The sequence below is a fragment of the Phaeocystidibacter luteus genome, from assembly GCF_008933115.1.
Taxonomy (GTDB): Bacteria; Bacteroidota; Bacteroidia; order Flavobacteriales; family Schleiferiaceae; genus Phaeocystidibacter; species Phaeocystidibacter luteus.
This window is the reverse complement of record NZ_WBVO01000014.1, coordinates 1-12,649: the sequence shown is the minus strand read 5'-3', so window position 1 is coordinate 12,649 and position 12,649 is coordinate 1. Positions and strand designations below refer to the sequence as shown.

Here is a 12,649-nt window from a genome sequence, read left to right as displayed (position 1 = left end):
TTCGGTCCCGTAGCTCAGCTGGATAGAGCATCTGCCTTCTAAGCAGACGGTCACAGGTTCGAATCCTGTCGGGATCACAAAACTCAAAAGCCGGGCGTAGCCCTGGCTTTTTTTGATTGGTAATGTCACCGAGCTTGCTCGAGTGTAAATTGACAATTAAAAAAAGTCAGTTGCAGCGCGCAGCGATGCTGGCTTTTGAGTTTTGTGTGGGTATAAGACCAACCCAAGGATGCCGCGAGGCACGAGCGGAATCCTGTATACAACCGAAACCATAACTGAACCGACAGCCCCATCGAAGACAGAGCCGGCTTTTGAGTTTCGTGTGGGCAAAAAACCAACCCAAGGATGCCGCGAGGTACGAGCGGAATCCTGTATACAACCGAAACCATAACTGAACCGACAGCCCATCGCAGACAGAGCCGGCTTTTCAGTTTTGTGTGGGCTAAAAAACCAACCCAAGGATGCCGCGAGGTACGAGCGGAATCCTGTAGTAAACCGAAACCATAACTGAACCGACAACCCCATCGCAGACAGAGTCGGCTTTTGAGTTTTGTGCGGGCAAAATACCAACCCAAGGATGCCGCGAGGCACGAGCGGAATCCTATCCTCCTTTGACACTTCGCTGGAGACGAAAGTCTGTTGGCTTCTTAGCTTGAGTTTTGCAAGAGTACTCGATCCACACACATTGGATTCTTGCATGCAGCGGGCAAGAGAACGATATCACAACACACACACGGACTTACCAATGGGTTACATAAGAGTATACTGGAGCCCTAGGACAACCTGCACGTACTCTCCAACTTGTGTATTGCCTACTCTGTAATACGCAGGGCTTCCATTGTAATCTGGTTCAAATTCACCACTCATCAACATGTACCCAGTTGATAACACACCATCCCATTTGTTTGAAAATTGATATTCAAGATTCAAAGAAAATGTATTCAGCATATGGAATCCTGTTTCGACTTCACTTGAGAATCGACTCAACTGGGCATTAGTATAACTAGCACCTATACCGTACTCGGCAACTAGTGTAAATCTATTTTTCTGAATCAAGTCGTAACTCACCTGAAAGAGTGATGTCATGTGGGTGCGATTGTACCCAACTACAATACCGTTTGTAATCGTCTGTGAATTAATAAATCCAGCACCAATTCCCATTCTAACTTTGTCGAAAACATAGCTTGAAAAACTCATCTTCATTGAGTAAGCGAATTCAATGAGATGAGACTCGTGAATCGAGATTGGTGCACCCAAGTCAATCTTCATCTTACTCTGAGAGTATAACTTCGTAGAGAAACTCAGCAAGAATAAAAGCGGAATTGAGCATTTCAATAACTTCATGAAGTAATAATAAATCGATAGACCATAAACAACAATCAAAAAGAGAGCACCCCGAAGAACCGATTCTGGTTCACACTTGTTACAGCGTATCGAACGATTCACATTAGTTGAAATTTCTCCGAAAGGTTCATTTTTCTGAACCGTGATTGCGTATGGTATCGATTGATCGGTCCATTTTAACTTTCAGACATGGGCAGGGCAAGCTCCTTCATTGACCTGGAACAAGGCGGAGTGGCGAGCAAAGACACAATGAGCTCTATCGAACGTAATATCAAGGATAAGAACTGTTCGAGATTATACATAGCCGGTGAAGCTCCTTCTAGCATCGATACTGTTAAGCAAGCTGCAGCCCAGTTTGATGTTGTAGTAATCGACTCATGGCAAAAACTCGAGATACCCAATACACGATTTGATGAGCTGCGAAGTGAGTACCCGAACACAGTATTCATAGTGATCTTCCAACAGAATGGTGAAGGTGGAACTCGAGGCGGGGTTACAGCTGATTATGACGCCCCAGTCGCAATCAAAGTGCACAGGGTTGATTCAACTTTTCAGTATAATTACGCCTCGCTTCAAAAGAATAGAGGCAACAAAACAGACTTGAATTGGATTATCTCATCAAGTGAAGTCGTAAATGAAGAAGAGTTGGCTACCAGATTGGATTTGGTTCAACCCTAGTGAATGTTGTACAATTTGTTGTCAATTTTTTCTCCATGAACCATGTAACAACCTGAATTAAAGAGTGTTAATACCCTATCGATTCTACCTTCTAAGCAGACGGTCACAGGTTCGAATCCTGTCGGGATCACAAAAATCAAAAGCCATGGCTAACACATGGCTTTTGAGTTTTGTGTAGGTATAATGCAACCCGTCAATATGAACTAAGCCAAATCTTCTTTGTACCGATCTACGTTACTCACTTTTATTCATGTAGACTTAAAAACCTCCGTAAAAGTAGCTTCTAATTCTTTTCCCATTTTTCGTTCTACTAATGGTTCGGTAATTTTATAATGAACACCACTTGAGTCCCACGAAAGAAGATAGGATTTTGCAGGGTCAATCCTTTCATGTTCAAAAAAACTGCGATACTTACTGAATATCTCAGCTTGTTTTCTTTTAAAAAGCTCAAGCTTATCTTCGGCTTCTTCTCCATAAAGTAGCTTTCCTAGATCACTCATCTTGAAAGATTGTTAATACATTAAAAGTTACCAATATTAATTCGGTGTCCCAAAATCAACCACCTTGAGAAAATAATTTTTATCTGAGCTCAAGAAATGAGAAAAGCTGTGATGTCTTGAATTTGATATAAATCTAATCAACAAACAGCTTTTTGTTAATGGCCCCTTAGTGAGAAAACAAGACATGGAGATGTGAGTCACCTGATTGGTAAGCACGTTTCCCTCAATAGACTGCTATTTCGAGCGAATCCAGGCTAGTGTAGGAAAACGGATGTAGCATTTTTGCCCATTGTCTACAGGTAACTTCGCATCGAACTTCACAGTTACCTCTAGCACCGGCTGATCTAAAGCTCTCAAATACTCATTTTGTCTTTCAATAAAAACTAGAATATTTGATGTCACAATGGCTGTGAACTCAGTTGAATCTATCAACACTCCATTCGAATCCACCCATACCGTTACTGATTTATCCCATCGCATAGGTCCAGAGCTAACATCCCAGCCCTCATAAACAACCCTTCCTGTAGAATCCACAATTCTAACTAACAATTCTCTGTCGATTTCTATCGACAATAAGGCATTATACCCAGTTTCAGCCATTGTTGAATCTAAAACTGGCGTGATGCAATAGTAAAACGTGTCAATCTTCTCGGTTGGAAGCGACCTTCTTGCCTTTATCGATTTAGTCCATTCGACCTGTGCATAACCACCCAAAGAGATTAATAACCACGTAACAATTAGTAGAATTTTCTTCATAATGAAATGGGTTAATACAATTACTAGACTAACATCACTAACTCTTCCTTAGTTCCTTCAATTCTTCTATCGAGAGCGGATTACAATGTAAGTAGACTTCTGATTGGTAAGCAGCTTGAAGCAAACTTCATTTAGAAACAAAAAAGGGGTGCACATTGCACCCCTTGCTGAATTTTACTAGACATGTGAATCACTCACAAGTAACTAGAACAATATCACCCTCCTCCTCAGTAGTTTCAGTGATTCGATTCTCTATCCTCACATGGTATACATCTTGGTATCCGATGATATTATTCTCCTCATCGTAAATAGGTTCCTGTGTCACGTAATCAAGTTCCGCCGTAAATGTGTCCGTTCCCTGTGGATCTTCGACAGAATTACAAGGATCAGGAAGACCTGGGTGTGGACAATGCACAATCCAGTTACCACCTAAAATGACGTCGTCAGTTGTAATTAGGGGGGTGCCATTGTCGTCAAGAATAAAAACCAGATAAGCATTACACCCTCCAAATGATGCGAAATCTATGTACAAAGCGTAAGGAGCAGAATAAGCCGAAAAACTAGCAAACAATCCCAGAAGGACTGTGGTTAATATTCTTTTTCATGAGAGAGTAAGATTAGCGAATTGAAACTTTGATAACCAATTCCTCTGGAAATTCTTCATTGAGAGTAGATACTCTTGCAATATAGACGCCTTTCGTCAAGCCAATTGATGACAAATCATTGATTCCTGAGTTCAATTCGAGACTTCCAACAACTTGTCCTGCTGTGTTCACAAATTCACAAGTAGAGTTCTTGTTTACTCGGATGTAGGTTTGACCGTCGGGGTTGTATAGCGCCTCACATTCTAGCGTCTCTGACTCCACGGCGTTATCCGTTTCATGCTTACTTGATCCACATTGAGCCATTGTTGCAGTAGTCATTCCTTCTGCATAGCCAGAGCCAATCTTAGTCACCAAAACTTCGAAAATTCCATTCTCTTCATCGGCCTCGACAATTATTCCTCCATAGAACTGCCCATCAGAAAGCTCATCGGTGTCAACTAGCGAAACCCCAGTTGATGGAGGGCACCCAGCTTCCCAAACCGTGCCACAGGCGAGTAAAATGTCATCAGAAGGATCATTAGGCGTTCCATTGTCATTAAAAACGCGGACATTCCAATATCTGCACGACGAGCCATCAGAATAGTTGGCTATTTGTGTGTTACCAGTCACAGCATATGGATTTCCTGCTAAAGCAGCCAAAGGAGAGCAAACAGCAATTATTGCTGTCAATTTAAAGCAATTCATTGCGAGAGAATTAGGTAAATAATCCACAATGTACATCAAAAACAGTTACAAATGATATTTATTAAAATTTTATAGAATTAAAGAATGATTAAACTTAACCAGGCTCAACGAAGGCAAACTAAAGGTGACGGCATCATACGCCTGTGAAAACAGAATCGATGAAATAATGTCTTTTGGTAAACTTCCCCAAAAATGAAGCCTTCCCCGTTTTGAGACAGTTTAAAAGTATAATTTTAAATTGTTGATTATGAAGAAGTCAAAGTTTACTGAGCGCCAGATTGTGAACATCTTGAAGGAGTACGAGGCAGGTAAATCGACGATGGATATTTGTCGAGAACACGGTATTGCATCACCCACATTTTACTCCTGGAAGCGTATGTACGAAGGGATGGATGCCAAGCAGCTTCAAGAGTACAAGGCTTTACAGGAGGAGAACCGCAAGCTCAAGCAGATGTATGCTGATCTGAGTCTAGATCATCGGATCTTAAAGGACATCATTGAAAAAAAGCTCTAAAACCCTGTGATCGTAAGGCACTCGCGGAATCCTTAAATAAACAAAACCTTTAGCCCGAAGCATCATAGGTTGCATAACCACACAACTTCAAATCACTCGAAGAACTTGTAAGAAACTCCCAGATTGAATCCAATCTTTTCTCGAATTCCTAACTCGAAGTCTATTCCCCACCTATGATCAATCCAATATCGAGTACCTAGCATTATACTGAAGTCATAATAACCTGGAGCTTTTTCAAAAAAATAGGTATAAACTCCCCCTCCAATTCCGACATACGGGTCCCAGGTAGGATTAGATGACCAATGATAAGCAGGATGATAGTCTACACGAATGAAAGAGCCAGTAATCCACGCTATCTTCTCATCGAATTCACCCGTATTGAGGTCCCAAATTCCATAGTTCCTTCCAGCGTGTGATAACTCAGCACCTATTGTGATGTAACGAACTGATGGGTATTGCAAAGTCGCCTTTAAGGTAAATCTAGCCGATTGAAAATTGTATCCACCGGCTGCAGTCATCCAGAGCTGTTTCTCTTGTCCAAACAAACCCGTACTCAAGCACAAAGAAATCGAGACAATCAAAAAAGAAATAATTTCAGATCTTTTCATAGGTAATGTTTAAACCTCTGGAGAAAACTATCTCCAGAGGTAATCATGAGGGATACATGCTTCATTTAAGAACCTGCTTTCTTTTGAAATTCAATCCCACTATTCGAATAATTCGAATACTCTCCAAAACACCATTCAAACTTATCAACCTTCCATCTCATATAATCATGCTCATTTGACCTGAAAGTCACCCTTCCCACATGGTCATTGAAAGATGTTTCAAAGGTCCATTTCCCCGCAATCCAATCATAGTCATAATACACACCGTATACCGCTAAATCATTATTTGTTGTATATGCAGTTCCAAATTCACCAAATGAATACAGATTAGTAAAGGTTGTCGTATTCACATCATTCTTATGAATTGTCTTTACCCTTAACGCACGTGGCAAGTCTTCTATAAATGATGTAGTCGAACCGAATCTCTCAAAAGAAGTAAACGACATCTCTAACTCTGTATGATTAGAGATTATCTCCTTTCGCATCTTAATTCTCATTTTTGTATTCTCTAAATCCGCCCCATACTCTGCACAACTAGGCCAACTTAACCCAAAAGTTCCTGACCCTGACTCATACGAGCTAGGCGCGGCAACAGCTACCCCTCCTGTTCCAAACTGATTATTCAAAATAATTGGGACAGCAATCAACCCAATCACGATTAACACTGTTAGCAAATCTTGTGTTTTGGCCATCTGTTCAGGATCAAATGTGACTAAGACCTCATCTTCTCCCATGACCCCTGGATACATATCACCATATGTATCGTCCGCGTCGCCTTCAAAACCCAAGACACCGAGAATCTCCCCTTCCTCAGAAAGCCCGCCATCATTAGGCACAGATACGTAAGGGATTTGAACACTACCGTTGAATGTATACTCATTCTCTAAGAATTCGGCAAGTGTCAACCCTATATCATTATAGAGGTTGGTACTAACGGTTGATGAATAAGTTGAGTAATTTTGAAAAAAAATTTCAAGACTTACCGCTTCCGAAGCTCCAGCTGAAGCCAAGAGATCAATAACAAAGTTTGAATTGTTCTCGGCAAGGTCCACAAACGATAAGACAATCGAATGCATAGCGCCCCAGAACTCCTTTTCATCGGCAGTAATCATACTATTGATTCTCGTTGATATACTCGAGCCGATAGAATTTATACTCCAGCCGTTTGAATAGTTCGTCGTTTGAGAACTCAAAGATTCATTAGCATTTGACACATCATCCAAATGCAAATCTTTGGTACAAGACGATAGTGTTGTCGCAATCAAAAAAATTGCGATGGACATGAGAGATGATCCCACGTCAATACAGTTCTTTTTCATGAAAAGAAATTTTGAATAAAACATTAATTAGCTTTTTCAATGTAAAAATTCTTTTCAAATAGTCTTCACATCTCACTCATCAATTTCATTTCACTAGCGAATTCGTAACTTGCACCACGTTATATGAGACTGCCTTAATTCAGTTGAATAGAACGTTAATTAGCTTGAGGCCAGAGAGAAATCTTTGGCCTCTTCTAGTTTTGGTCCGTTTCGACAATAAGCCTTAACAATATCTGGAATCAGTACACCCAATTTTCCCCACTGCGCATGAAAATAGCTAGTCCACTGCCCTCCGCTAGAGACGTCATAAACAAATACTCCGGTAATCAACGGGCAACACCTCTCATCTTCTCTAAACCAATCATATAATTTTAAAGAACCGAACCAAAGGCGTCAATCTCAGTGTAATTCGAGACACCTGCCTTACTTAACAACGCCCTTGTGTAACCCATTCCGGAATTCTCGCGAAAGCTCGAATAGTATCGCACAGAAAAACGAGGAACACTGCCACATAACGCCCCGTACAACACGTACATACATTCGACAGTATTCCTCTACTTATTCATTAGTGACCAGGCTCCCAAATAAGCCTGATAAACGAGCTAAACCTCTCGTTCTCCCTATTGACCGGAATTCCTACCACAATCCCTATCATCACATCATCGGTTATCCCTAGTCGCATCTGCGGCCTGATGGTCATGTCAAAATCATTAGTCGACAACTCCTTGTTAAACTCAACACCTAGAAAATTTCTCGTCCCAGGTATCATGTAATGAAAGTTGGTATTTATGTCATACGTTGAATGCCAACTATTCGATTCGAAGTGTTGCTCTATTCGCGGCCCTGTGTAGATCAACGTGTGATAGTTGTTTCCCCATCTCTTGGCCACGACAAAAAATGGATTGTATACATTCCCAACAACAAAAGGGCTTTTGAACTGATTGAAACTGGAAAGCTCGAACTCATTTATGTATCCGATCGCCATGGAAGTGGAATACGCTTCACTCACGAAGAAGGACCACTGCGCAGCAAGCTTCACGCTATTCAATCTATTCGATGGTATAGAATCCCTACCATCACCACCCAGAGGGGCGTAGAACGTAAAGGGTAGTTCGATTTCCAAACCAAGCCTATCTACCGGAGCCCATTCATACTCAACTAGAGCTTCATACGTATCAAAACGCAGGTTGTCTGATATCCCAAATCCAACGTTCCACTCTCGCTCCCCCTTTCTTGCTCCAAGGTCTCGAATCAAATCAATGTAAAGCGGCTCCGCATGCAAAACCTTATCCGGCTGACCCGAATCTTCAACCTCAACTATAAAAAGACTATCCTTGCTCGCATCCGTAATTTGACTGTACACGGAAGCTGACGACAACCACAAAGTGGCAATCGTCAAGATTACTTTATATCTCATGTAAACTTGTTTAAAAAAAGCACTGTGAACCAGAGCGGTTCAACGAATAAAATGACTCTAAAAAACAAGCGGCATTTGGGGCGGTGGGGTTTCCGTACCTACTACCCAGTGGGATGAATGAAACTGGTACATCGAAGCGCCCTTCGACTGATTGTCTGTGGTGACAACTAATTGGTTCCGAGAATCAGTGGGGAAATAATCAAGCTTGAATACCTTGACAATTTCTGAATGATCAAAATCGGATTCATCATGCTCATCGATGGCCTCATCGAAACCCAATACAGTTTCTACGAAAAACTCAACAATGCTCTCTTGATCGTTGATACTGAGATCCTCCGGAATGTGATTCGGATATAGATCGGATGAGTCCACACTGAGGTTCAGCATATACAGCCCCATCAGGCCATACACCATCCTCATTACAGGACTGTTCCGAAACTTATTCATACGTTACGCGATGTGATTTCCCAAAAGTATATCACTCATTGAGATGAAGGGTGCTCTATGTGGCTTTTGCACTAAAGTTAACATGAGCAACAACTTATAGCTCAGCGATGCATACATAAATCTACCGCGACAAATCATGAAGAATTCCACCTTTATCCCTTCACCATCTCAACCAAATGCTCCTTTGTAATTGGCTTCACAATGTAATCACTCACCAGCTCGTACTGCTTCGCTTTCTCTACATCGGCTGGATCGATCGATGACGTAACGATGTATAAGGTCACTTGCTGCGCCGTAGGAATTAAAATCAGCTTGTCGAGGAATTGCCAGCCATCCATCACGGGCATGTTTAAGTCTAGCAAGATCACATCTGGAGCACCATCCCCCGAACGTAGAATAGGCTCCAAGGCTTGAATTGCGTCTAAACCATTGTGGTAAATCATGAAGCTCTTCGCGAAATCTGCAAGCTCCATAACTTTTTTAGCGCCAAAAACGAAGATCGGATCATCGTCTATTATACAAGCGACATCAACTTTATTCATCTCTTCAATGTAAGTGTAAATGTGGTGCCTTTTCCAACTTCGCTTTCAACGTCAATATCGCCACCCATAGTTTCAATTTGATTCTTTGATATAAACAACCCAATTCCGCGCGCCTCGGGATTCTTGTGGAAGGTTTTATACATCCCAAACATCTTGTGCCCATGGAGCTCTAGGTCGATTCCCAATCCATTATCCGCAACCGCCAGCCGAACATCCTCATCACCTGTAGTCACTGAGAATGTCAGCTTTAATCTTCTTTCTTTCGAACGGTACTTTATGGCATTCGTAATCAGATTGTTCAATATACTATCGAGATATGCGGGGATAACCAGCACTTCCAAGCTCTTATCAATCTGAACGTCAACTTCGGCAGTGACGTCAGTCAGCAACCCCTCCACATTCTTAAGCGCGGAAACGACAAACCCATAAAGCTCTTTCGATTGAAGCGCTTCTTGTGAGGTGGTTTGCATACTTACCACCTCGTTGAGGTTCGCTATGGTCTCCGATAGATTCTCGGATGCACTTTTAAACATCGAGTAGTATGGACTGTCCACAAACGCCGGTTCATCTTGAACAAACAGATCCAAGAGCATCGAAAGGTTCCCAGAGTGCGATCGTAGGTTGTGCGAAACGATGTGCGCGAAATTCATCAATCGCTCATTCTGATTGGAAGTCACGTTTAAAAGCTCCTTCTGCGCTGTAATATCTGTGATCTGTGAGATGAAGTGAAGCGGTTCGCCTTCTTCATTTTTAACCAATGAAACAGCCAGCAAGCCCCAAACAAGGTGGCCGTCTTTATGTATATACCTTTTTTCGAGCTGATAGTGCTCAATCTTCCCATCAACCAATTGTCCAAGAAGCTCAAGATCACTCCCTAAGTCTTCCACATGAGTGATCTCTTGAAACGTCAATTCCAGAAGCTCCTCTTGAGAATACCCCAGGAATTCGGCTACTCTTTTATTCACACGCATCCAAGTACCGTCGAGCCCAACGAGAGCCATTCCAATGGAGGCATATTCAAACGTATTTCTAAAGAGCTCCTCCTGAGCGGCAAGCACTTCAGCCGCTCTTTTTCGCTTGTCGATATCTTGAAAAATGCCATAAACCCTCACACACTGTCCTTCTGCCATTTCTGGAATCCCGACGGTACGTATCCATCTCTCCTCACCTTTTGCATCAACGATGATCAACTCTTCATCGAACCTCTCTCCTTTCGAAACCGCTGCGTTAAAAACCTCGGTTATTCTATCTCGACTTTCGCCTTCTTTGTAGAAATTTATACCTGTTTCAACGTTCGATTGATAATCACTTGGAACTCCGTGAATCTCTTTGGTGGTGTCACTCCACGTAGAGGTCATATCTTCGAGATTCACCTCCCAGGTTCCAATTCTAGCGACTTTATTTGAACTCTCAAGTAGGTTCTTATACTGAAGGAGCAACGCTTCTTCGTTCTTTCTCTTGGTGATATCCTCAGTGTACATGATGAGTCCGCCGATAACACCCCCTCTGCGCCAGGGACCTACCTCCCATCTGAGCCATTGCAACGCCCCATCTGCACGTTCGAATGGAGCCTCGTCGACTTTATCGATGTGTCCATTCAGACACTTCTTGTGAATCTCCTTCCAATCGTCGCCAATTTCAGGGAATACATCGTAGTGTGACTGACCGATGATATTTCTTCCAACAAGACCATAGTCCCTCATCCATTGATCCGACGCAGCGATGTAATGCATGTCATTGTCGAACATCGCAATCGCGCTCGGAGCATGCGAGATAAAGGCATAATACAGTTCGTTACTTTGTTGAGATTCAATCTCCTTGGATTTTTCGAGCGAGACATCTAGACAGATACCGAGCACCCAATCCTCGCCTTGCTCAAAATAGGGCTCACCTTGCGATTTGATCCAATGTATGTCACCATTGATTTCAAACCTCAACTCAACCGTAGTAGATTTTCCCTCTTTGAATGACGCTATGCAATCGTCAAAGAGAGCCACATCTTCTTCATGAACAAGCGCTTTCCAGTCAGAGATATTGATAACGCCATCTTCGGGGATGTACAGTCCGAAAGACTTCTCCCAAACCGAGTTGACATGCACCTCACCGGTATCCAACCTCAGTCGCCAGGTAGCGATTGAACTAGACTCCAAGATATTTGTGAACCATTGCAACTCTCTATCGAGTTTCAACTCTTGTTCCTTCTGCTCTGTGATATCTGTGTGAGCTCCAAGCATGCGAATTGGCGCACCCTTTTCATCACGAATGGCCATTCCACGGCAACGAATCCATACAGTAGACCCGTTGGCATGTTTATACCGTACCACTTGATCATAGGGTACAGAAGGATCTGCAAAATGCTGCTGAGCTAGTTTCAATGCGCTCTCACCGTCATCAGGATTGATCAAATCTTGCCAGGCGCTTGCCTTGTGTGGTTTTGTAGATGGATCATACCCCAAGGTGGTCCAGAAATTCTCGCTCATCCATTCATCTTCGGGACTGGACAAATCCCAGTACCAAAGTCCATCTAAAGCAGATTCTTGGATAAACTGAAATATGCCTTCGTCTTCCTTTAGAAGCTGTGTGAGCTCTTCGTGGAGGTAGTTCATGTGTGGTTCAGAATCGGAAATCTAACTTAAGAAATGAATCGCATTTTCTTCTTTCTTCAGGTGAAAAATGCCCCTCAAATGAATACTAGGCTAGAAACTTCGTTCAATTCCTCGCCAACGCACATATCAAACCACGGCAAAATGAAGAAAATGAATAGCTGTGTAAATCGTTCGCTATCCCACTAACTGCCTCACTTTCGACCACTTCTGAACATCGAGCTTACTAAGCGGAAAATTTCTTCTCACTTTTTTCATCAGACCGTTGCATGAGTCGGAAAATCTGTGCTATCTTGCGGCCCCGTTTGGGACGGGAAGTGGCGCAGTCCGGTAGCGCATCCGGTTTGGGACCGGAGGGTCGCAGGTTCGAATCCTGTCTTCCCGACAAAGAAGCCTCGCAGTTGTTGCGGGGCTTTTTTTTATGGAACCTCACACAGAGACACGGAGCTCACAGAGATGGCTCGCAGAGAAATTAAAGAATACTCTTGGTGGGCAGAGAACGCAGGGATGCGTGGTGGATGTTTCCAGCTTACGCGAAGCGTCTTGTGCGAAGCTCCCTTTCAGCCCAGCTGCCTTACGTGAAGCGTCTTGTGCGAAGCACCCTTGCAGCCCAGCTGCCTTGCGCGAAGCGC

Annotated in this window: 12 protein-coding genes, 2 tRNA genes and 1 pseudogene; 4 read left to right on the top strand and 11 right to left on the bottom strand. The window is 42.8% G+C overall.

Features of this window, described 5'->3' with window-relative positions; genetic code table 11:
* Positions 1-3: 3 nt before the first annotated feature.
* Positions 4-77: transfer RNA gene (locus tag F8C67_RS13370), tRNA-Arg, on the top strand.
* A 673-nt stretch (positions 78-750) separates the two neighbouring features.
* On the opposite strand, the gene F8C67_RS13365 is transcribed toward F8C67_RS13370, so the two are convergent.
* Complete coding sequence (locus F8C67_RS13365; protein WP_151668368.1) at positions 751-1,344, bottom strand: hypothetical protein; 594 nt, start codon at positions 1,342-1,344, stop codon at positions 751-753.
* Between the two features lie 189 nt (positions 1,345-1,533).
* On the opposite strand from F8C67_RS13365, the gene F8C67_RS13360 reads away from it, so the two are divergent.
* Positions 1,534-2,022 (top strand): hypothetical protein, encoded by a 489-nt coding sequence (locus F8C67_RS13360; RefSeq protein WP_151668367.1) that lies wholly within the window; start codon positions 1,534-1,536, stop codon positions 2,020-2,022.
* Between the two features lie 248 nt (positions 2,023-2,270).
* Here the strand turns inward: F8C67_RS13360 and F8C67_RS13355 are convergent, their stop codons facing one another.
* From F8C67_RS13355 to F8C67_RS13340, 4 genes are all read right to left on the bottom strand, one after another.
* Positions 2,271-2,522, bottom strand: a complete 252-nt coding sequence (locus F8C67_RS13355; RefSeq protein WP_151668366.1) for a hypothetical protein — start codon at positions 2,520-2,522, stop codon at positions 2,271-2,273.
* Between the two features lie 234 nt (positions 2,523-2,756).
* Complete coding sequence (locus F8C67_RS13350; RefSeq protein ID WP_151668365.1) at positions 2,757-3,278, bottom strand: hypothetical protein; 522 nt, start codon at positions 3,276-3,278, stop codon at positions 2,757-2,759.
* Positions 3,279-3,468: 190 nt separating this feature from the next.
* Positions 3,469-3,849, bottom strand: coding sequence for a hypothetical protein (locus F8C67_RS13345; protein ID WP_170266471.1), 381 nt, complete (start codon positions 3,847-3,849; stop codon positions 3,469-3,471).
* 46 nt (positions 3,850-3,895) lie between these two features.
* Positions 3,896-4,492, bottom strand: a complete 597-nt coding sequence (locus F8C67_RS13340) for a T9SS type A sorting domain-containing protein (protein ID WP_170266470.1) — start codon at positions 4,490-4,492, stop codon at positions 3,896-3,898.
* A 322-nt stretch (positions 4,493-4,814) separates the two neighbouring features.
* Between F8C67_RS13340 and F8C67_RS13335 the strand changes: the two are divergent.
* Positions 4,815-5,075: pseudogene (locus F8C67_RS13335) on the top strand (transposase); the annotation flags it as partial.
* A 98-nt stretch (positions 5,076-5,173) separates the two neighbouring features.
* Here the strand turns inward: F8C67_RS13335 and F8C67_RS13330 are convergent.
* From F8C67_RS13330 to F8C67_RS13305, 6 genes are all read right to left on the bottom strand, one after another.
* Complete coding sequence (locus tag F8C67_RS13330; RefSeq protein ID WP_151668361.1) at positions 5,174-5,689, bottom strand: hypothetical protein; 516 nt, start codon at positions 5,687-5,689, stop codon at positions 5,174-5,176.
* A gap of 65 nt (positions 5,690-5,754) precedes the next feature.
* Positions 5,755-7,008 (bottom strand): hypothetical protein, encoded by a 1,254-nt coding sequence (locus tag F8C67_RS13325; RefSeq protein ID WP_151668360.1) that lies wholly within the window; start codon positions 7,006-7,008, stop codon positions 5,755-5,757.
* Between the two features lie 565 nt (positions 7,009-7,573).
* Positions 7,574-8,425 (bottom strand): HAEPLYID family protein, encoded by an 852-nt coding sequence (locus F8C67_RS13320; RefSeq protein ID WP_151668359.1) that lies wholly within the window; start codon positions 8,423-8,425, stop codon positions 7,574-7,576.
* A 57-nt stretch (positions 8,426-8,482) separates the two neighbouring features.
* The gene (locus F8C67_RS13315; protein ID WP_151668358.1) at positions 8,483-8,872 is read right to left on the bottom strand and encodes a hypothetical protein; all 390 of its coding nucleotides are present in this window, start codon (positions 8,870-8,872) and stop codon (positions 8,483-8,485) included.
* Positions 8,873-9,024: 152 nt separating this feature from the next.
* A complete protein-coding gene (locus tag F8C67_RS13310; RefSeq protein WP_151668357.1) occupies positions 9,025-9,414 on the bottom strand; it encodes a response regulator in 390 nt (129 codons plus the stop codon).
* Positions 9,411-12,020, bottom strand: coding sequence for a PAS domain-containing sensor histidine kinase (locus F8C67_RS13305; RefSeq protein ID WP_151668356.1), 2,610 nt, complete (start codon positions 12,018-12,020; stop codon positions 9,411-9,413). Before F8C67_RS13305 ends, F8C67_RS13310 begins: the two co-directional genes overlap by 4 nt.
* A gap of 308 nt (positions 12,021-12,328) precedes the next feature.
* Here F8C67_RS13305 and F8C67_RS13300 point away from each other — a divergent pair.
* Positions 12,329-12,402, top strand: a tRNA-Pro gene (locus tag F8C67_RS13300).
* The last annotated feature ends 247 nt before the right edge of the window (positions 12,403-12,649 follow it).